The sequence below is a fragment of the Ethanoligenens harbinense YUAN-3 genome (genome assembly GCF_000178115.2).
Classification (GTDB): Bacteria; Bacillota; Clostridia; order Oscillospirales; family Ethanoligenentaceae; genus Ethanoligenens; species Ethanoligenens harbinense.
Genome location: NC_014828.1, coordinates 2,537,757 through 2,559,836, shown reverse-complemented (window position 1 = coordinate 2,559,836; position 22,080 = coordinate 2,537,757). Strand labels below are relative to the sequence as shown.

Genomic DNA, 22,080 nt, shown 5'->3' with positions numbered 1-22,080 from the left:
GATAGAAAATTAATCCTTATCGTAACTTTTTTTTCGAATCAACAAAACAGAAACACATGCCAAGATCAGTGTCCCCGAAGCACATGGAAGATTGCTGGCCAAATCGTTGCTTCCGGTGTGCGGGTTTTGTATCCTCGCACTGGAGGAACCGCTTCCGTGGCTGCTGCCTGTTCCCGACACAGTGGACGAGCAGCTTTCCTGATTGCTGCTTGTTTCTGAAGTCGTGGATGGGGTAGAGGATGCAGAACTGGCAGTACCCGCATCTGATGAACTTTCAGCAGATTCTGCCGCATAGGTGATTTGGATTCTGGTACTCTCTGTTTTGCCAGTACTGGTTCTCGTCACATAAATGCTTCCACCGCTGGAAGCAAGCTTCAGGTGCAGGGTAACGCTTTTTTGTGCGGGAGTAATGTCAATATCTGTTGCCAAGTGCAGTTTGCCGGCGGCCGCCGTCATTGCATTGACTTGCAGGTTTTCTCCCGTTGTGCTGGTTGTTGAGGCTGTGGCTTTAGCTGCATTGTCCGCCGACGCGGTTCCAATCATGTTCCCCGCAGTGGGTGCGTCATACATTTTCACAATATCCCCGGCATTCAGATTTTTGATCGTCACAGTATCGTCTGAACCGGAGTTGTTGGTTACCACAAAGCAGTCGGCGGTTAGCGGGTCGCTTTTAGCCGCCGTATAGAAGGTGCTGTACAGGTCTGTGGTGGAGCTGCTAAGCGGGGGAGAAGCCTTGGTGGTAAGACTGGGATCGGTGAACCACTCGCCAACGTTGCCGTTTACGTCACATACAGCAGGCAATGCGCCTACATTTGTAGATTCATTGGCAGCGATAGTGATGGTGCCGAGAACACAGCTGCTGCTGTCGCCCGCGTGCAGCGTAACAGTTTTCACATTGCTGCCATAGTTGATGGTTCCTGCATTATCGCCCGTTACTTGGCCGCCAACATTGATAGTACCACCGACGGCCCACCCATTAGCTACATCCTCAAGACCACAGCTTATAACAGTGTTCGCATTGACGGTTCCGGAAGTACCATTATAAACGCCATTGTTGCAGTTCCCTGTCGCAGTGCCTACATTGATAACGCCGGAAGAGCTGTTATAAACTCCACTGCCTGCCCCTTTTGCGGTACCTACATTGATAACGCCGGAAGAACCGTTATAAGCGCCATTGATAACGCCGGAAGAACCGTCATAAGTACCACTGCCGTTCCACTCGCCACTATTGGCGGTACTAACATTGACGGTTCCGCTGCCGTCATTCTCTACGCCATTTCCGCTGTTGCTGGTATCTCCGCCATTCGCGTTGACGGTTCCCAATGCGATAACAGTACCGGAAAAACCGCTATCGGCATCCAGACCGATGCTGTTGCCACTGGCGCCATTCGCCGCACCGCCCTGCAAGGTGATATTCTTCAGGATCAGTGTACCTCCACCGGTAACAGTAAGCGCATTGCTGTTGCCGCTGCTGTTATCCGGGGCAGTGAGTGTATAGTTCTCGCCGTCGATGGTGATGGTTTGACCGGAAGTTGTTGTGACAGTGTCGGATTCCGTCACATTGTTGAGCAGCGTTACCGTATCTCCACTGGTTGCCGCAGCATTCAGAGCATCCTGAAACGTGCTATAGTTTGTTCCATTGACAGCCGCCACGGCAGGGCTTACGGTAAATGCCGGGGCGCTTGCAGTATTTCCGCAATAATTGACGGTGATTGCGATGCTGTGGCTGGCAGCTGCCGCGGAAATCTGATCAAATGATAAGGTGTAGTTTGATCCACTGCCGCTGATACCAGTCAGGGCCAGCGGCTGCGGATCACCGCCGTCGATGCTGTAGGTTGCCGTAAAGTCATCCAATTCCGTTGTCGTGGGATATTGCATGTCCACGCTCACACTGCCGTTTGTTGCGCTTGGACAAGCAATCGTAGCTACATCATAGCCCATCGGTGTCGCAGTCTGGTTCAGAACCGCCAAACCAATGCAATGTGCCGTGTTGTACCAGCTATCAACATCAGGTTCGATACCGACTTCCCAATTACCCCCATCCGTGGCCATCCCCCAGGCAATTGTATAATTTGAATCAAGTTGACCGCTGTCATCTACAATTGTCGCATTATCCCACCATTTTCCATCGCCGCCGGCCGATACGTCATTTCCTGTTGCATTAGAAGTATTCGTGAGGAAGACCATTCCACCTGATATACCAGAGTCAGCGGTAAAGTTTCCATTATCCGGTTGAAGGAAGATGTCATACAGCGAGGTTCCACCATAGTCCTTATATACAGCCTCAAGCCAGTCGGAAGTGGGGCGCGTGTTCGCGATGCCGAGGTTGTTATTGGAAAATTGACCAGCCGTTAAGGCATCGCATGTTTGTGTCCATATCTGACCAGTAAAAACGGAAGTGCAGCCAGCGCCAGTATCGGAATTGCTCAAGACTTTGGGCCAATTTTCTGCACTGCTTGCCAGCAGGCATTCATGACCCGGCACTTGATAGTATCGTTGATCGCTCGGGCGCCGTGTAAAGGTTGATTCACCTGCTAGTATCGTATTGACATCCTGAAGGTTGGACTCAAAATTTGTCAGTTCGATTTGCGGCGAAAAACCGGATCCATCATAGTAATTTGGCGCATAGGTCGTTCCAGGATGATTTGCCCAGGTGCTGGGAGGATTCTGGTTCGCGTATTCCAGGCTCATCAGTGCAATGGCATTGAGCATGGAGTAGGTCCCAATAACATATGCCCGAAAACTCTGCCGCTCCGTATAAGCTTGGTGCTCCCAAGGATACGCGTAACACTCGTACTCATCGAACGTGCCGATGATGTCGTAGTTGGCATTGGCGTTGGTATACCAAGTTTTCGTCATCAATTGCCGTAAATTCTGCACCGATTGAAATATATCCTGGCTGCCATTTACCGGAGTTGAGTAATAGATGCTTTGGAAGAACTGCGTTATCGCTGCCTGTTGCTGGGCTTTTTCGTCTGCGGTGTCTGTTGGCATGCTTTGAATGGAATCAATCTGTTGGAGATAATCTTGCGCTATAACCGGATAGTTTTGAAATTGCGCATAAAAAGAATTCAGCGCATTGCCCAATGAAGCTTTGGTGGTATCAATGTTCACTTCTTGTTGCAGACTCGACAACTTGCTGTCTATCGTGTTCAACTGGTTTTCCATTTTCGTTAACTCATTTTTGATTTCAGTCACGTCCTGGAGTATTTGAGCGTCGGGACTTGGGGATATCAGATTCATTAGCGGGGCGACAATCGCAGGCAAACCAGGAATGCCGCTTGCCATCGCGGCCGTATCGAGTGCGATCGATATACAGTTTTTGGTGGTACTGTTCATAGAAACCAACCTGATGGACGAAGCCGTTTCTGCTTTTGCTACGCTGCTTGCGTGAACAGGTGTTACTGCCATGGTGAAAACCAGTATCGCCGAAAGAATAAGCGACAGTAGTGCTTTAACTTTTTTCATTCCCCATTCTACCTTTCTCTTTCCTGAATTTTAAGTTCTGGCAATTTTGAAATGATTTTTCATAACACTTATTTCATCTCAAAAAAGCAACAATTTAATGATATATGAAAAAATACAAAAAATCAATTTAATGTGGTTGCTTTGTAAACCTTGTTGAAACAATAGCCAGAAAACACTCGATTATATGGGAAACACAGAGTTGGAGGTGAATCTTTTCCATGCGACACCTACAGCATATTCAATGAGCAGCGCGGTTGCCCCGCTTTTACGATCGCGCCTGAAAGAATCAGAATGTTCATGTTGTTTCTCCGCTTTCAAAGTAACCGTTAAATCAACGGTCACGGTCTTACTTCCAAAAAACACAAAGCCAGAAACATGGCGGTTCGATGCTTGTAAACTTCACTCGATGCCGCTTGTGGGGTGTAATGGTCAAAGTGTCCCCGGCAGACAGTTGTGTTGTGGTGCAGGGAACACAATGGCGGAAGAAACAATCAACGGATATGGTGCGATCATGCCTGTAAATAAAACATTGTAGATAAATGAAAGCGGAATAAACGACAACAGCCAAATATTGATTGACCCAAAGTAGCGTTTTGCATTTTTTAAGGAGAATTTTCGCATTTTCATAGAGCGACCGATTATATTCGAGCCAGAAATTCAAAAGCTGCCCTGATGTGTGGTATGTTTTTATCTTCCGTATCTGGCGGTGCTGGAAAGCGCTGCGGCGATTGGATTTGTTGCGATCCAAAAGCGCGGAGATACAGAAGAAGCACGGAACGTAATATGGCCGTTTTGCAGCTTTCCGGATCATTTCACGGAAATTGCTTGCGTTCTGCAAAGCCCTTTCTGAAGGAAAGGAAAGCCCCGCTATATAACCTCGCAAGGTAAAACCCAAATCATACTTTGGATGGATTACAAACGCAAAAGTGACTGCTATAATGTATAAGTATCGTAAAGATTATGCGGCAATATCGGATTTCCGCTCCGCGTGAGGAACTGCCTTTTTTTCTGCGCCGCGGTTCCGGTCTGTTTTTATATGCTTCTATGCTTCAATATGGTGGATAAACGACAGTCGAATTTTTTGCGGGAGGCCGGAGGATGAACGAAACAAACGCCATCATAAAACCGGCGTTGAAAGAAATTTTTCTCGCCGGTTGGGAACGCTGCCGGGTCATTTTGTTCAGCGCGCCCTGCGGCTGCGGGAAAACGACCGCCGCACAAGCGCTGTTGGCCGGGCACACCGTCTGCACGCTCGGTGCGGAGGATGCACTTTCATCGCTGCAAAAGCCACCGAAAGGCTGCGACGCCGTGCTGGTGGACGATCTCCAATATTTTTCGGGGCAAGAATGCAGGCAGGCGCTCTGTGACCTGATTCGTGCGCGGCATGATCTGCATTTTGTTTTGCTGACACGAGGATATATTCCCGGATGGCTTATGCCGTTTCAGTTTACAGGCACACTGCTGGTGATCGACGCGCCCATGCTGCTGTTTGACCGAGAAACCGCCCGGCAGATGCTGGAAGCGCGTGGACATTCCGTCAGTGCCGGCGAGATGGCCGACATTCAGCGTGACATCAAAGGCTACCCCATTGGCATGGATATTCTTTGCCGCAAGCTGGGGCAAGATACGCCCTACGGAGAAACTGTGTTGAGTGCCGTGAAATGGGAGCTTTTTTTCTATTATGACGAGGCGGTTTACCGGCAATTTGAGATGCCGTTGCGCCGTCTGCTGGTGAGTTTGGCACCGTTTGAAGGCGTTCATCTGGAGCTGGTCAAGATCGTCAGCGGTGATTCCAATGTGGGAGAATTGCTGGGAAAGCTGCAGCGCGATACCAGCATGCTGCTGTTCGACAGGCTGGAAACCTGGCATTTCTGGCCCATTTTCCGGGAATTTCTGATGTGGAAGTTGCACCAGGTAATGGATGAAACAGAGCAGCGGGCACTTTACAGCCGCGCCGCGCTTTATTACGAGCTGCACGGCGAAACCAGCCAAGCGCTGGACTATTATACCCGCGCGGGCGAAAAACACAAGGTTTCCGAGTTGCTGGAGAAAAACGCGGAGAGGCACCCCGGCTTGGGGCATTACCATGAGATGGTGCGGTATTATTTTGCACTGCCGAAAGAGGGAATTCTGCGCTCCCCCACGCTGATGTGTGGCATGAGCATGATGACCTCTCTGTGCCTGGATTACGAAGCCTCGGAGGAATGGTATCAGGCGCTGAAAAGCTATGCCGCCGGTCTGGTAAAAAACGATCCGGAGTATAAAAGCGTGCGCAGTAAGCTGGCCTACCTGGACATCGCGCTGCCCCAGCGGGGCAGCAAGGGGCTGGTGGAAATCATCAAAAATATCTTTCGCGTCATGTCGGACAAGCAGATCGCCCTGCCCGCTTTTTCCGTCACCAGCATGCTGCCGAGCATAATGAACGGCGGTAAGGATTTCTGCGAATGGTCGAAAAAAGACGATTTGCTCTACGCCACCATGCGCAAGCCACTGGAAACCGTGCTGGGGCCGGACGGCGTAGGTCTGGCCGACTGCGGCATCTGTGAGAGCAAATTTGAAAAAGGGCTGGACGTATCGAAACGGTTGCTGACGCTGATGTCCCGTCTGGGCGAGATTCAGGTAAAGGGCACGCCAGACATTGAGTTTGCCGTGGTGGGCCTGCTGGCGCGGGTGCAGGTGTCGCAGGGCAAGGCGCGGGCGGCACTGGAATCCATCGCGAACCTGCGCGCCAAATCTCTTGCCACAAAGCAAAAGCGGTTTCTGCCCAACATCGACGCGATGCTCTGCCGGCTGCACTTGTGGCTGGGCGACACCGCGGCGGCGGAAAAATGGCTGCACAAAAAAGCGCCGAGAGACAATGTTCGGCTCTGGGCCATGTGGCGCTACCAGTATTTTACGCGCGTCATGGTGCAGCTCACCACGGGCGAGTATGACGACGCGTTGCTGGTACTGGCGCGGCTGCGGCCCTATTGCAAACACTGCGGCCGCGTGATGGACGCTATTTACATACGGCTGCTGACGGCGCTGTGTCATTTTCGCATGGGAGACGGGGCTTGGAAGACGGAATTCTGCGAGGTGCTGGACACCTGCCGCGGGTATTCGTTCATCTGGCCGGTAGCACAGTACGGTGCGGCGATTCTGCCGCTGCTGAATGACTGCAGCTGGGCCTGTGACATGGAGTATCTTCACCGCCTGACCGCCGCCGTGCGGGCGCAGGCGGTGCTGTATCCGCGCTTTCTGAAACCGCTGCCCGCGCCGAGTGAGCCGCTTTCGGCAGCAGAGACACAGGTTCTGCGGCTTTTGTGTGAAAATCTGAGCAATCAGGAAATCGGAGAAATATTGGATATCAAGCTGGCAACGGTGAAGACCCACGTCAGCCACATCCTGCAAAAGCTCGGCGTCAGCCGGCGGAGCGAGGCTAAAGACGCAGCGGAAAAGCTGCATCTGATTTAATGAGGGCACACGATGAACGAGATGATGCGGTTAAAGTCCGATGTCAAACTGGTGGAGCGGGACGGTGTGCCCGGGCTTTCCCTTGCCGGGCGTGTCCGGCTTGCGAAGGATGAGTGGCAGGCCATGCTCATCCGGGCGCTGGCCGCTCGTGAGCAGCCTCTGAAAAAGCTGCAGTTGATTTTGCGCGCGAGGGACGGCCCGCCGCCCGACGAGGCAGCCGCGGCTTTGGAGCTGACGGCCTTCATCCTTGATTTTGATCCATATATCGAGTCGTAAACAATAGATATGAGACATTTTCAGGAGGGGACGACATGAAAAAGAAATTTTTAAGCATATTCCTGGCGCTTTGTATGATGCTGACCATGCTGCCCGGCGGCTCGTTCCGCGCGAACGCGGCAAGCGTTGCAACCGTTGGCGGTTTTACCGTGACCGGCGGTTTAGAATACTTGGATTATGATTATTCAGACAATACTTTAACCATTTTGAGCGGCACAGCGCTGACCATATCCGGCACGACTGCAACGGAAACGGATAACATTTATATTGATTCCAGCGTTGCCACAGCCAATATTACGCTGGACGACGTCAAGATTGATGCTACGAGCCAGGATTATTCCGCATTGGAAATTGATTCGGGTACGACACTAAACCTAACATTGAAGGGCGACAACGTCCTGACTTCCCGCGACAGCTGCGCCGGTGTGGAAGTGCAGAATGGCGCAACGCTGAACATCACCGACGCCAGCACAGGCACCCTGACCGCCACCGGCGGCGCTGCCGCCGCCGGTATCGGCGGTGATGGTTACTGTCCCGACTGCGGCAGCGTGGCCATTCTGGGCGGCAACGTACATGCCGTCGCGGGCAGCGGCGCGGAAGCCATTGGCCACGGCTCGGGAGGAGCGGACGTCGGTACGCTGACAGGCGTGGGCGGCGCCGCGTTGAGCCGGGCGCCCACCGTCGTGACGCTGAGCGGTGTGACCGACGCGGACGTTTCTGTCAATAGCCTGACATTTTCCGGAAATTCGTATGCATACCCGGATATGACCACGCTGAACGGCGGCGCACTTTATCTCTGGTTGCCCACGGGTGTGTCCGTCACCGGGGCGGCTGCGGGCGGCAGCCTGTACAGCGGCAGCGTGGCCTCCGGTACCACGGGCACGCTTAGTCTTCCCGCCGCCAGCGTGACCACCTCCGGCGGCGTGACCACCGGCTATCCCGATTTTGCCTCGGCGCTTACCGCCGCGCAAGGCAGCGGCGGCAGCACACTGACGCTGCTAAGCGACGCGGCGTGTACCAGCGAAATCGGCATCACTAAAAAAATGACACTGGACCTAAACGGCTACAAACTGGACATGGGCGTCCACGATATTCGGGTGGATTATTATTCAGTCAATTATGGCGAACTGACGATCACGGACAGCAGCGCGGCCAAAAGCGGCATCCTTACGAGCAGCACCGATACGGTTTGTTCCCTTGGCAGAGTGACAGTTAACGGCGGCACGATTCAGACAACGGGAACGGGCTGTTACGCGCTCTGGTGTGAGACCAGCTACGCCAATGTGGTCATCAACGGCGGAACTTTTATCGGCACACGCGATGATATCGCATTTACAGCCGGCGCGCTCACGATCAATGGAGGAAACTTTACCACCACCGGTCTGCAGGCGGACGCTGCGGGTGTAACGCTCAAAGGCGGCACGTTTTCGCACATACAGGCGCCGTCCGGCGCTACGGCAAATTCCCTGCTTGCGGACGGCTATCAATATTATGTGGGCAGCACGGCTTCCGGCACCGCCGCTGACGGCAGCGGGCGGATCATTGGCCAGACCGTCACCGTCGGCGGGCGCGACTGGGCCAACGACATCACCTACGACAGCGCTTCCAAAACCTACACGGTGCTTTCCGCCAACGGTCTGCGCTGGATTTCCGGCGTAAGCAACGGCACCATCACGGCGGATACCTACCCGAGCGACCCGGTGCTGCCGGGCAACACATATTTCACCAGTTATACCATCAAGCTGGGCGCGGACATCGACCTTTCAGGGAAAAACTGGACGCCCATCCAATCTTTCATGGGCACCTTTGACGGCGCGGGACACAAGATTACAGGCATGACGGTGGATGTATCCGACAACCATACTGTGGTCTTTGGCGGCTTCTTTGATTATCTGTACGGCACAGCAGAAAACCTTTCCGTCAGCGGCAGCGTCACGGTCACCGGCGGCAGTTCCAGCACCGTTTACGCCGGTGGAATAACCGGAGACAATAAAAACAGCCTTTCTAACTGCAAGGCCAATGTGAACGTCACTGCTGTTGTGGCCTCCGGCATGACCGGTTACGCGGGCGGCCTGGCGGGCGTGGAAATGTGCGGCAATACTTTCAACTGTATTTCTCTGGGAAGCATCACGGCAAGCGGAGACGGAACAGCCGTTACCGGCGCGCTGGTGGGCGGTATTGTTAGCGGCGCGCTGACCAACTGCTATGCCTCCGCTTCCGTAAACCCGACACTTTCGGCGGTGGGGTATAACGACGGCGCCACTCTCACCTCTATCGGCGCCTTTGACGCAAGCGGCGCGCTGACCGCCGATTCGGCCAGCAGCGCGCTTGCCTATGGCAATAACCTTGCAAACGCCGTGAAATACTGGGTGAACCAACAGCAGGCAAACGCGGTGAACTATGTTACCTGGACGACCGACACCGTCCCCACGCTGACCACGACCTACGCCGCGGCCTATACCCCGACGTACAGCGGCGACTGGCAGAAGCAGCCGGACGGCAGCTACACCCGCACCGACCCCGACAGCGGCCTGACCGAAACCGCCGAAGCGGCCGTGGAAAACGGCGGCACGGAAACGCCCTGTGAAACTCTGGAGGGAGCCATCACGGCGGCGCAGAGCGAAAGCGGCTGCACCGTCAAACTGCTGACCGACGCGACCACCGAAAACACGGTGGAGGTTTCTTCCGGCACGTTCACCATCGACCTCAACGGCAAAACGTGGACCAGTACGGCAGGAACCAACAACTATGGTTTCCGGCTGGACGGCACCAGCAATGTGACCCTGAAGGACAGTGCCGGCGGCGGCACATTCACCGGAGACGCCGGCGTGGACTACAGTACGATTTATGCAAAGAATACCGCCGTCAGGATTGAAAGCGGATTTTATAACTGCACAGGCGATGGTTGTGCGCTGTATGCCGATGCTGTCAATAATCCGAATAAAAAGGTGACAATCACCGGCGGTACGTTCCTAAACAGACATATCCGTGCAAACAATCCGCCTGTCTGTATAAATGCTTCAAACGCATCTATTTCCGGCGGCGTGTTTAGCAACGACTATGGACAGGGGGTTTTCTTTTACTATTGTCCGGATGTTTCCTTCACCGGCGGCACGTTCGCGGATGTGGAAATGTATGCAGACAGCGGCATCACCACCGTCGGCGGCCTGCTGGCAGACGGATATGCTTACCGCAGCACCGACCCCGACAGCGCGTGGGTGTCTGACGTGAGCGGCACGCGACTTTCCCATGTCACCGTACAGGCCGTGCCGGTCACCATCAGCGCCCAGCCTGCGGACACGACGGTGGCCTACGACTACACCGCCGCCCCCACATTGAGCGTGACGGCTGCTGCTACATCTTCCGGCGACACGGTAAGCTACCAGTGGTATAAGAATGGTACGCCGATTACCGACGCAACAAGCGCGAGCTATACCATTCCCACGGGTTTTGAGGTGGGCGCATACAGCTACTACTGCGCTGTGACCTGTGACGGCTACACGCTGAACAGCAGCACCGCCACGGTGACGGTAAACAAGATAGATGGCAGCATAGCGAACAACGATTACACCACGTCTTATACCTACACCGCTGCTGCCATCACGGAACCTGCAACAGGCAATTTCAAGACCAACAGCGGCGGCACGGTGAGCTTCACCTGGTACAAGGGCGATTCCACCGCCGATGCCGACAAGCTGACCGGCGCGCCCTCCGAAGCGGGCACCTACACCCTGAAAGCGGATGTGGCGGAAGCCGACCATTACACCGCCGCGAGCACTACCGTAAAAGTAACGATCAGCTACCTTGACAACACTCCCGTGCCCATGCTTTCCGGCACAAAAGGAACCAACGGTTGGTTTACCGGCGGCGTGACCGTTTCCGCACCCTCCGGCTATACCATTGCCACATCGAACGACGGAGGCGCGGCATGGGGTGACAGCCTGACAGTGAGCGCCGACATGAACAGCGCTTACACCTATTACCTGAAGCAGACAAGCACCGGCTACATCACCGGCGCCAAAACCGTGACCGTCAAGCAGGACACCGCCGCGCCGACCATCGGCACGCTTGCCTACAGCGAGCACCAGTCTTTCCTCGACTGGCTGTTCCATAAATCCGAAATCACCGTTACCGTGCCCGTCACCGACGACCTTTCCGGCACGGATCACATCCTCTATGTGCTGACGCCGGACGGCGGCACGGCACAGGCGGCGCAGACCGCGACTGTAACCAACGGCAACGCCACTTTCAACGTGAGCAGCACCTTCAAGGGCACTATCGCCATCACGGCTTATGACAAGGCGGGCAATGCTTCCGCAACCGTCACCACCAGCAAAATGGAGGTGGAAAACACCGCCCCGACGCTGACTGTCACCGATGGCACAAACGCCTTTACGGATAACTGGTACACCACCGCACAGACGCTGCACATCAGCGCGGCGGATACAGGCAGCGGCTTGAAATCCGTCACCTGCACGGTGGATAATGGAAGTGCCCGGACGCTGTTTGCGGAATCCGACAGCGACAGCGGCCTGACCTCTTCCAAAGATGCGACGCTTTCGACGGAAGAAGGTACGCACACCTATGTTGTCACCGCGACGGACAACGCGCTGAACACAACGACCCGAACCGTGACCGTCAAGCAGGACACCGCCGCGCCGACCATCGGCACGCTTGCCTACAGCGAACACCAGTCTTTCCTCGACTGGCTGTTCCATAAATCCGAAATCACCGTCACCGTGCCCGTCACCGACGACCTTTCCGGTGCAGATCACATCCTCTATGTGCTGACGCCGGACGGCGGCACGGCACAGGCGGCGCAGACCGCGACTGTAACCAACGGCAACGCCACTTTCACCGTGAGCAGCACCTTCAAGGGCACTATCGCCATCACGGCTTATGACAAGGCGGGCAATGCTTCCGCAACCGTCACCACCAGCAAAGTGGCGGTGGAAGACACCGCCCCGACCCTGACTGTCAACGACGGCGCGAAAGCCTTTACAAGTGATTGGTACACCACCGCGCAGACGCTGCACATCAGCGCGGCGGATGCAGGCAGCGACTTGAAATCCGTCACCTGCACGGTGGATAATGGAAGTGCCCGGACGCTGTTTGCGGAATCCGACAGCGACAGCGGCCTGACCTCTTCCAAAGATGCGACGCTTTCGACGGAAGAAGGTACGCACACCTATGTTGTCACCGCGACGGACAACGCGCTGAACACAACGACCCGAACCGTGACCGTCAAGCAGGACACCGTACCCCCGACCGTATCCGCTTCCGGCAACCCGGCAGCACCTACACAGTCTGCCGCACTGCATATCGCGGCGACAGCGGGTGCATCCGGCGTCAAGAATGTGACGGTCAGCGGACCGCAGGGTGACAAGGACATCACAGGCACGTATCAAAACGGCTATTCCGTTATGCGGAATGGCACATATACGTTCACTTTGACGAATAACGCAGGCGTCAGCGTCAGCAGTACGCCAGTTGTCGTTACGCAAATTGACACGGCGAAGCCGGTGGCTGCAGTAAATACCAACGGCTATACCGATGGCGCGTGGACGAAAAATGATGTAAAACTGGATATTTCCAACACGACCCAGAACCTCGGGACGACCACTTTGGAATACAGCACGGACAACGGCAAAACGTGGACAACTTTTGACGGCAGTCTGACAGATTCTTCCGAGGGCGTCACCGCTTACTCTTTCCGCGCGACGAGCGAGAGCGGCATTCAGAGCGATGTTAAAACCGTTATCGTCAAAATCGACAAAACGGCTCCCACCAACCTTACCATCGGCTTTAAACAGAATCCGTTTAAAGCGGTCGCGCATTTTGTGACCTTTGGAATTTTCTTCGGCAGTACAATAGATGTGAACTTCACGGCAGACGATCTCAACGGCGTCGACCATTATGAATACCAGACGGTCGCGGAGGGCGATACATTCGATACGAACGGCACATGGCAAACCGGTTCTCCGTCAATCGCGCCGGATTTCAAGGGAACCATCTATACCCGCGCGGTAGACAAAGCGGGAAATATTTCCGGCACGGTGGCAAAATCGCTGGTCGTGGATCAAACCGCACCGGCCATCACGGCAAACTCCGGCGATTCCACACTAATTATTTTGGATGCGAACGCTTGTATTCCCGTCGAAGTAAAAGATAATGGCGCGGGCGTCGGCACCGTCACCTATCAAATCAACGGCGGCGAGGTACAGACCGTGGATCTGACTTCGAACGATTATTCCGACCTGACAAAAGATTATTCTTTCAACATTGGCAGTCTGCCGGACGGCATCTATGACGTGACCGTCAATGCGCAAGATAATGCGGGCAATACGGCGGCCACCGTGACGGTACACGTTACGAAAAACGCGGCGCAGACCGGTTTCGGTTTTGCTTCCGCCTCACTTTCCAAAACCTATGGCGACGCACCATTCACCGTTACGGCCACAGGCGGTCAGAGCAGCGGAGCAGCCACCTATACCGTTACAAGCGGCGCAGATGTTCTCAGCGTGGACGCCTCCACCGGAAAAGTGACGATACAAAAAGCAGGCAACGCCGTCATCACCGCTATGAAAGAAGCGGGCAACGGATACTCTGTGACGACGGCGCAACTGACAGTAAACGTCTTGAAAGCTGAGCCAACTGTTCAGGTGATACCGACGGCTTCCGACATTACGGTAATCGGTAAGCTGTCCTCCAGCCACCTGAGCGGCGGCAAAACAAGCGTACCCGGTACATTCGACTGGACAAATCCTGATACGGTCGTTTCTTCTTCTGGCAGCTATTCCGTGACCTTTACCCCGGCGGACACAGAGAATTACAGCACGGTCGTCTGCCAGGTTCCGGTAAAGGTGTCGCCCGTTCTGACCGGCAGCGGCTCCAATACGCCGCAGCTCGACTGCACCAGCGCCACCATGCCTGCGGGCGTGACCGCCGTTTCGCTGGAAAGCAACATACAAAGCAGCGGCAGCTCCGCCGATTCGGTGGTGGAAAACCTGATTAGGCAAAATGGAAGCCTAGGCAATTTGAACCACCTGACGGTTTACGACCTCAAGCTGCTCGACCAGAACGGAAACCCGATCGAGCATTTCGCTGGAAAAATCAAGGTGAAGATTCCAATTCCGGTGGGTATGAGTGGAAACCTGAAGGTGCTCTGGTATAATCCTGCGGTTGGCACGCTTACGGATATGCACGCCACGCGGGAAGGCGGATATCTGGTGTTTGAAACCAGCCACTTCAGTTATTACGCTGTTGCGCAGCTCGCATCTTCCTCAGATACCGGAAGCTCCACAGGCACCACAAAAGACACCGGAAGTTCCACAGGCACCACGAGCGGTACGGTGCCGAACCCGAAAACCGGTTCCGGTGGCTGGCCGATTCTCCCACTGGCGCTGCTTGGTGGAAGCGCGGCAACAAGCGCAATCATCATGAAGCGAAGAAAGATTTCCAGAAGGAAGAAATAAGCACAATAATTTGTAAATCGCTAATATCGAAATAACATAATTGAAAATTGATTTTAGCAAAACCAGGAAACTTCAATGATAGCCAGGCTGTAACTTACGGGACTTTGCATAACGGCATATTGAAATAGTATGGAAAATGCGTCTTGATTGGCTTTAAAGCCATTTCAAGGCGCATTTTTCTGGCTTAACCATCATGCTTTACTCAATGATTTAGCGCCGCCGATTGTTTGAATTGGGGTTTTGTATTATGCAGGAAGATTTTTTATTTCCTGCTGTAGTTGCGTTATTTGCTGCATTTTTCCATCCCGCATTTTCATAAACATTTGCCTGACTTCCGTCGTCGACCAAAACTTGGGAAGTCCTCCTCCGAATACGGTAATATTCAAGTCGGCGGGGGAAACGGGAATATGTATCCTATAAAATAGAAACACCATCGACGTATTTAAGCATACCGAAAGCAAGAAGCCGCATAATTCAAAAATCATGTGGCTTCTTGCTTTTTATCATTTTCATCAGGCCGTGTGAGCTTCCCATAATTGCTAAACTACGTCTCAAAGCGAACGGTTACCGCCGTAAACAATAGCAAACTCATGGTTGAACACGGCGTTACTATCTTTTACATAATTATACTCTGATTTACAAAAAACAGCAATAGTTAAGAAAACGACCAGATAAAATTATAAACGTATGCGCTAAGGATGCTGTCGGTTGCATATTCAGCCCACGCAGGGGGTAACTGCGCGACTGACGAGGAACGCGATGCCTACTATTCTAATTGTGCTACTTAAACATTCACGATACAAAGGCCGGCGTCGAACATACGAGACTTGCTTATGAGCGTTATCCATCTATCGAAAAATAGTGTAAAACCGCTGCTGATTTTCCCGCATTTTCCATCAACTTGACAAAAAAGTGGAAAAACGGTAAAATGAAACGTGACAACTTGTTTGGTTCAAAAGAGTTGTCTGTTTGGCGCCTCCATATTCTGCTGAAGGAGAGTTGGAATTGAAAAGAATTTTTTTGTCCGGATCTGCAAAAATCAGTTCCTGTTCCGCTTCAAAAGAAATGATGAACGTTCTGAGAGTAACAGATTCGGACTAAAATGCTCCGAAAAGGGAGTTCCTTTTGGAATAGGAATCCTGCCCGTAAAAACACAAAATCAGTGCTTCGCTTTGCAAAGAGTGGGAATGGGTTTTCAATCAGCGTATGAGCAACCCGGTGTTTGCACAATTTATGCAGAAATTGCCGGTCGATTTAATTGCCCGTGAAGCACACGCTATTGTATCAGAAGGGAGTGCGAATGGTTAGCCTTAGGAACGTAACAAAAAAATATGGTGCCGATGAAGCTGTCCGTGGCATCAATCTGAACATAGAGGACGGCCAATTTGTTGTGCTTGTTGGTACATCCGGATGTGGAAAAACAACAACGCTGAAAATGATCAACCGCTTGATCGAACCGACAAGCGGTGAAATATCCATAGATGGGAAAAACATCAAAACCATGAATCCGGTTGAGCTGCGCAGAAATATTGGATATGTGATCCAGCAGATTGGACTTTTTCCGAATATGACGATTCTGGAGAATGTCGAGATTGTTCCGAAACTGCTGAAATGGCCGAAAGAAAAATACCATAAAAAAGCGCTGGATTTGCTGGAGATGGTTGATTTGCCACCCACTACCTATGCAGACAAATATCCGTCGGAGCTTTCGGGCGGTCAGCAGCAGCGCATCGGCGTCCTGCGGGCTCTTGCCGGTGATCCGTCTTTGATTTTGATGGATGAACCGTTTGGCGCGCTGGACCCCATCACGCGGGACAGTCTGCAGGATGAGGTCAAGAAGCTTCACCAGACGCTGAAAAAAACCTTTGTGTTTGTCACGCACGACATGGCCGAGGCCATCAAAATGGCGGATATTATCGTGTTTATGGATAAAGGAAATATCGTTCAGGTCGCACCACCCGAGGAAATCCTTGAAAATCCCGCAAATGACTTTGTCCGGAACTTTATAGGTATGCATACATCTTCGGCAAACAGGGATCTTTCCGTGGTGGAAGTGATGCGAAAAAAACCGGTTACCGTCACAGAAAACAAGCATACGTTGGAATGCGTTTCTCTGATGAACAGCAAAGGAATCGATAGCCTGATTGTTACAGACGAGGATGGGCGCCTGAAAGGAATCGTCACAGCGGAAAACATCCGCCGTTCCGGCAAACCGGGGCAGCCGATCAAGGGGCTGATCGACAATTCGGTCGGTACCGTTTCCGTAACCGGCAGCGCAAAGGAAGCGTTTGACCTGCTGCTTGGCACAAAAGCGGAATATCTCATTGTGGTTGATGCTGAAAGCCGGGTTGCAGGGATGATTACCCGCACAGGAATGGTAAGGTCTATGGCGGAAGCTCTGTGGGGTGACGACGAAGCATGAGTTTGATGGACTATCTGCAAGAAAACTGGGCTGCCGTTTTGCATGCGTTGCTTATCCATGTGCAAATGTCGCTGCTGTCGATTTTGTTTGCTGTTTTGATTGCCGTGCCGATCGGCATTCTGCTCACACGGCACGAAAAGGCAGCCAAAGTAGCTCTCGCGGGCGCCGGTGTCATCCAGACGATCCCCGGCCTGGTTATGCTGGGCATTGGGCTGTTACTTTTTGGGCTGGGCATGCTTCCCTCCGTGATCGTGCTGGTGGCTTATGCGATCCTGCCCATCATGCAAAACACATTTACAGGGATCAAAGAAGTAGATGGGCTTTATACGGAAGCGGCTAAAGGTATCGGCATGACGGATTTCCAGATCCTCCTGAAAGTGGAATTTCCCATTGCAATTCCCGCCATTGTTGCAGGCATTCGTCTTTCACTCGTCTATATCATCAGCTGGGCCACGCTTGCGGCGCTGATCGGCGCCGGCGGACTGGGGGACTTGATCTGGACGGGACTTTCCTGCTACGATACGAACATGATTCTGGCGGGAGCAATTCCGGCATCCCTGCTTGCAATCGTTTCGGGTCTGCTGATTGACTTGCTCCAGAAAGCCGTTATGCCCCGGGGCATGAGAATAAAAAGGAGGGCGGAATGATGCTGGATTTTATAAACACCATTTTGGAGCATTTGGCTATGACTGCGGCCGGCGTCGCCATTGCCGTGCTGATTGGAACCCTCGCGGGTATCTGGATCTCCCGTAAAACCGCTTTTGCGGGCCCTGTGCTCTATATCGCCGATGTCATTCAGACCATCCCGTCGCTTGCGCTTTTAGCCATCCTGATGATCGTGTTTGGTCTTGGGGATCTGACCGTGATCATCGGTCTTTGCCTGTACTCTCTGCTTCCTGTTATACGAAATACCTACACGGGGCTTACGGCTATTCCGCCGTCTATCCGGGAGGCGGCCCGCGGCATGGGCATGTCTTCTATCCAATCGCTTATAAAAGTGGAATTGCCGCTTGCGGTGCCCATGATTCTGTCGGGCATCCGCATTGCGTTTGTTACAGCGCTCGGCACAGCGGTGATCGGGGTGTTGATTGGTTCCGGCGGACTCGGTTATATTATCTACCGGGGGATTCAGGCACTGGATTGGGGTATGATCATAGAAGGAACGATACCCGTCGTATTGCTGTCACTTCTGGCACAGTATGTTTTCAATAAGCTGCAACGTCTCGAGAAGAGGAGAAAAATCAATGTTTAAAAAAATAGTTGCATGTATGTTGGCCGCTCTTCTTGCGGTTCCGTTGCTCACAGCCTGTTCAGGGGGCAAAAAGATTGTAATCGGGTCCAAGAATTTCACAGAGAGTGAAATCCTTGGTGAAATGATGGCGCAGGTCATTGAAAAAAACTCCGACATAAAAGTAGAGCGAAAACTCAATATGGGTGGAACGTTTGTTTGCTTTGAAGCCATAAAGAAAGGGCAGATCGATCTCTACCCGGAGTATACCGGAACCGGACTGATGGAAGAACTGAAGCTCCCGGTCAACAACGACCCCCAGGCGGTGTATGATACGGTGCGCTCCAAATTTGAAACACAATTTCAGATTACATGGCTCAAACAGTTTGGTTTTAACAATACTTATGCGCTCGCTTTGCCGGCCGATATTGCAAAGAAAAACAACATCAATACGATCAGTGATCTGGTGCCGTATTCTAAAAACTACACATTTGGCGCGGAGCAGGAATTTTTTAACCGTGATGACGGTTATCCGGGGCTTACCAAAGCCTATGGCCTTCAGTTCAAAGACACGTCGAAAATGGATGCCTCTCTCAAATATCAGGCGATTAGTCAAGGGAAAATCCAGATTACCGATGCGTTCACAACGGACGGGCAGCTCAAGGCGCTGAATCTAAAAGTGTTGAAAGATGACAAAAACTTTTTCCCGCCTTATTATGCGGCACCGATTGTTCGGGATGCCACGTTGAAAAAATATCCTGAGATTGAAAAACTCCTAAACAAACTGGGCGGGCTAATCGACGAACAGACGATGCAGAACCTGAATTACAAGGCCGATAATCAAAAACAGTCTATTTCCAAAGTGGCGTCCGATTTTCTGAAAGAAAAAGGGCTGATTAAATAGGGTTTTTCCGTCGCGCACGGATGGACCTCTCAGCCCAACGTGCTAAGCATAGATTTCGCATTCGAACGCCCGTGCAATGCTTGCCGTACACAGGCCGATTGCACCGGCACCGATAATACCGAATTTCTTTCCTTCCAGCTCGGAGCCAACCAACCCGGCCTTGGTATCGCCGTGTCGCACCGTTTCGTTACATCATGACCTACTATAATCAGAAGCGAATCTATACCTCTAATCCTGGCGGTCTCGCTCCCGCTATGTACCGTCAGGCCACCAGAGACCTGGCTGCTTAGCCAGCAGATTTTGGGTGTTCAGGTTCTGCACGGTTCTTGACTTCTCCAAAGTAATTCGCTTTGCGTCCAATGAGAAATGTACAAAGGCACTTAACTGGCTATTACTCGACTTCGTCAATAACGAGAACTGCTGGGTGCAGATAGATCAGCCAGTTCATCTCCAGACGATTCTGTTTCAATTTCCGTTTGCGATCCTCAATGGGACATATCAGGCGGGTATAGTAAATTGTCAGGTTGGTCTTTAGAGCTTTTGTCGATGGATGGTTGAAGACTGAAGTCGAATTTTCCAGATCTTCGAAGCGTCTGTCGGGCAGAAAGTTGTCTTTCACATACCGCACCAACCGTTCCACCTTGCTCTTGGTATGCTGGAAACGAGTGCGGCACACTTTTAGCACAGATCTCAGCTTGGCGGTAAAATCTGCGAAACGCATGTTCCAAATGGACTGACCTCGCGCTCTGTCATGGCGTTTTTCACGTTGTCGATGTGTACATTCTCCGACATGCCGCCGAAGCATGAAAACGCATTGACAATGCCCCGTTCCAGGCTGCTTATAGCAATTTGATTTATAAGCAAAAATATCCGCTTGGATGAAACCATCCCGAAATATCCTGAACGTTAATCGCATCCAAAGCGACCGGCAAAACTTTCAAAAGGGCGTCAACAGAGTGTGCTTTCGCCTTACGAAGAAGCGCTTGGGTTTTTGACCGCATCTGTTCAATCTGAATAATAATTTTCTTTAAAATGCGTTATAATAGTCCGCCACCATGAAAAAAATCATCACCGGGTAGGGCGCGCTTGTGTCCGGTAAGTTCAAGTTGTCCATGACCAGAACAATTTTTTTGGTATGCGCATAATGGACATTCACCAGTTCTTTTACAAACTGTGCGAAATCTGTGGATGTCGTCTCTCTGTAACTTTTACAATCCGCTTGGCCGCCAACGGTTCAAACGCCACAAACAAATCAGCGACACCACAGCGCCGATATTCATAATCAACGATTTCTGGGCTCCCTGGTTTGGCCGAAATATGTCGTTCTTCTATAAGCTGGCGGTTTATTTCATCCATGCGCACAACGGGACGCAGTGGTTCGTAGGGTTGGCTGTAGGTCTCCAATACGTCTTCCATGCAAGCTACGAATTCCGCGCCTGCCTTCGGAATGCACCATTCTTTTTTTGCTATGGCTTAAGCTCATTTTTTAAGTCTGTTTTAAACCGCCGTGTCGGAGATACCGCCCACCACTTGCAGGTGTACCGGTTCATCCGCAATAAGTTGCAATGTCCAGCGCTTGCGTCCTTCCGGAGGATTGGAGCAGGTAATAAGCGAGGATACGCGCTCCCATTTTGCCATCTACCTTCCGGCGCCGGTTGGTTTGCTCTTTTTGCCCGAGCGCCGCTTCCAGATCGCCTGTCACAAAACGCTTGGCGATTTGGGTTGTGAATGTAAAATAAAAATACCGGGTTTTATCAACGTAAAGTCCGGAAATCCCGGGAAAGATCGTGATGAAAAGGGTGCCGGCCGCATCAGGATTTTTGCGACGCCCACTCTTCTCGGTACTGCGATGGCGAAACGCCTTCTATTTTTTTAAAGACCCTGGAAAAATAATTTGGGTCATACAGGCCGCATTGTGCGCCGGTTTCATCGATGGAATGATTGGAAAACCGCAGCAGTTGCTTGGCATGAGTAATGCGGATTTGCGTGATATACCGGTTGATAGAGACGGCATAGGCTTCTTTAAAAATTCGCGCCAGGTAAAATTTATTGATGAAGAAGCGGTTTGCAAGATCTTCTAAATGTATGGTTTCCATATAATGTTCGTCCAGATAGCATTTGATAGGCTGTAATTCCTGACGCGCTTTGGAGGGCTTGACTTGGAGGCTATAGCGCCAATTGCTCTCCATTAGCAATGAAAGCAGGGATGTGATTTTTTCCATCAGATGCATGTCGCGGACATAATCGTCAGAGGACGCGAGTTCGAAAATATCACCGTATATCGTTTGAAACAGGGCAGGCATAACCGGTGAAAAGCATGGACTGCCAGAGCGTTTCAGGTATTTTTCATAAATAGCGGCCATATTAGGGCCTGCGAAATGGATCCAGTTCAAGTTACACGACGCGTCGGACTGGCGTACGTAAGGGTAGTGGCAATCAAGGAAAGCGCAATCGCCCGTCTTCAAAAGATAGAGTGTGCTATGATAGTCCACGGAAGCCGAGCCGTTCTGAACCTGAATAAACAGATAGGAATTCAGTTTCTCCCTTCGGCTGATATGCGGACGTAAATACTGCATCGAGCCGATTTCCTGTAAATAGATCAGATTGCTCTTGGCAAAAGCGGACGGCGTGTAAACGATCCGGTTGGATTTGACTGCATTGCTTTCAAACAGAGAAATATCCACAAAAATCAGAACCTTACTTATAATCAAAATGTGGAGTCTAATCGCGCTCTTGTGCTTGCTGGGTGTACGGCTGTTTCCAGTATAGTTGTATTATAGTATAAAGTCAACATTGTGCTAATATTGGTCAACTTTATCGCTTTATAAATTTTCGCAGGTTTTTATAATGAAAG

The 22,080-nt window shown here is 52.0% G+C and carries 11 protein-coding genes and 1 pseudogene; 7 read left to right on the top strand and 5 right to left on the bottom strand.

The window, feature by feature from the left end:
- Window positions 1–9 precede the first annotated feature (9 nt).
- Window positions 10–3,468, bottom strand: a complete 3,459-nt coding sequence (locus ETHHA_RS11940; RefSeq protein WP_013486217.1) for a hypothetical protein — start codon at window positions 3,466–3,468, stop codon at window positions 10–12.
- 1,098 nt (window positions 3,469–4,566) lie between these two features.
- Between ETHHA_RS11940 and ETHHA_RS11935 the strand changes: the two genes are divergently transcribed.
- From ETHHA_RS11935 to ETHHA_RS11900, 7 genes are all read left to right on the top strand, one after another.
- Complete coding sequence (locus tag ETHHA_RS11935; RefSeq protein WP_013486216.1) at window positions 4,567–6,921, top strand: helix-turn-helix transcriptional regulator; 2,355 nt, start codon at window positions 4,567–4,569, stop codon at window positions 6,919–6,921.
- Window positions 6,922–6,933: 12 nt separating this feature from the next.
- Window positions 6,934–7,197 (top strand): hypothetical protein, encoded by a 264-nt coding sequence (locus ETHHA_RS11930; RefSeq protein ID WP_013486215.1) that lies wholly within the window; start codon window positions 6,934–6,936, stop codon window positions 7,195–7,197.
- A 35-nt stretch (window positions 7,198–7,232) separates the two neighbouring features.
- Window positions 7,233–14,672, top strand: a complete 7,440-nt coding sequence (locus ETHHA_RS14755) for a beta strand repeat-containing protein (protein WP_013486214.1) — start codon at window positions 7,233–7,235, stop codon at window positions 14,670–14,672.
- 1,300 nt (window positions 14,673–15,972) lie between these two features.
- A complete protein-coding gene (locus ETHHA_RS11915) occupies window positions 15,973–17,094 on the top strand; it encodes an ABC transporter ATP-binding protein (protein ID WP_013486213.1) in 1,122 nt (373 codons plus the stop codon).
- On the top strand, window positions 17,091–17,741 hold the full coding sequence (locus ETHHA_RS11910; RefSeq protein ID WP_013486212.1) for an ABC transporter permease: 651 nt from the start codon (window positions 17,091–17,093) through the stop codon (window positions 17,739–17,741). The genes ETHHA_RS11915 and ETHHA_RS11910 overlap by 4 nt, the downstream gene beginning before the upstream one ends.
- Window positions 17,738–18,346: an ABC transporter permease gene (locus tag ETHHA_RS11905; protein ID WP_242822073.1), complete on the top strand. Its 609-nt coding sequence runs from the start codon at window positions 17,738–17,740 to the stop codon at window positions 18,344–18,346. The genes ETHHA_RS11910 and ETHHA_RS11905 overlap by 4 nt, the downstream gene beginning before the upstream one ends.
- Entirely contained in the window at window positions 18,339–19,226 is an 888-nt protein-coding gene (locus ETHHA_RS11900; protein WP_041686861.1) for an ABC transporter substrate-binding protein, read from the top strand. Before ETHHA_RS11905 ends, ETHHA_RS11900 begins: the two co-directional genes overlap by 8 nt.
- 45 nt (window positions 19,227–19,271) lie before the next feature.
- Here ETHHA_RS11900 and ETHHA_RS15310 read toward each other — a convergent pair.
- The 4 genes and pseudogenes from ETHHA_RS15310 to ETHHA_RS11885 form a co-directional block, all read right to left on the bottom strand.
- Window positions 19,272–19,418, bottom strand: a pseudogene (locus ETHHA_RS15310) (NAD(P)-dependent oxidoreductase); the annotation flags it as partial.
- Between the two features lie 972 nt (window positions 19,419–20,390).
- Entirely contained in the window at window positions 20,391–20,642 is a 252-nt protein-coding gene (locus ETHHA_RS15685) for a hypothetical protein (RefSeq protein WP_137143907.1), read from the bottom strand.
- 81 nt (window positions 20,643–20,723) lie between these two features.
- Entirely contained in the window at window positions 20,724–20,864 is a 141-nt protein-coding gene (locus ETHHA_RS15680; RefSeq protein WP_156793978.1) for a hypothetical protein, read from the bottom strand.
- A gap of 173 nt (window positions 20,865–21,037) precedes the next feature.
- Window positions 21,038–21,910 carry an AraC family transcriptional regulator gene (locus ETHHA_RS11885; protein WP_013486210.1) on the bottom strand — a complete coding sequence of 291 codons (873 nt, stop codon included), beginning with the start codon at window positions 21,908–21,910 and terminating at the stop codon, window positions 21,038–21,040.
- Between the last annotated feature and the right edge of the window lie 170 nt (window positions 21,911–22,080).

Excerpts from the sequence above, each read along its gene's own strand:
- ETHHA_RS11940 (WP_013486217.1), bottom strand. The coding sequence starts at position 3,468 with ATGAAAAAAGTTAAAGCACTACTGTCGCTTATTCTTTCGGCGATACTG.
- ETHHA_RS11935 (WP_013486216.1), top strand. The coding sequence starts at position 4,567 with ATGAACGAAACAAACGCCATCATAAAACCGGCGTTGAAAGAAATTTTT.
- ETHHA_RS11930 (WP_013486215.1), top strand. The coding sequence starts at position 6,934 with ATGAACGAGATGATGCGGTTAAAGTCCGATGTCAAACTGGTGGAGCGG.
- ETHHA_RS14755 (WP_013486214.1), top strand. The coding sequence starts at position 7,233 with ATGAAAAAGAAATTTTTAAGCATATTCCTGGCGCTTTGTATGATGCTG.
- ETHHA_RS11915 (WP_013486213.1), top strand. The coding sequence starts at position 15,973 with ATGGTTAGCCTTAGGAACGTAACAAAAAAATATGGTGCCGATGAAGCT.
- ETHHA_RS11910 (WP_013486212.1), top strand. The coding sequence starts at position 17,091 with ATGAGTTTGATGGACTATCTGCAAGAAAACTGGGCTGCCGTTTTGCAT.
- ETHHA_RS11905 (WP_242822073.1), top strand. The coding sequence starts at position 17,738 with ATGATGCTGGATTTTATAAACACCATTTTGGAGCATTTGGCTATGACT.
- ETHHA_RS11900 (WP_041686861.1), top strand. The coding sequence starts at position 18,339 with ATGTTTAAAAAAATAGTTGCATGTATGTTGGCCGCTCTTCTTGCGGTT.
- ETHHA_RS15685 (WP_137143907.1), bottom strand. The coding sequence starts at position 20,642 with ATGGAAGACGTATTGGAGACCTACAGCCAACCCTACGAACCACTGCGT.
- ETHHA_RS15680 (WP_156793978.1), bottom strand. The coding sequence starts at position 20,864 with ATGGCAAAATGGGAGCGCGTATCCTCGCTTATTACCTGCTCCAATCCT.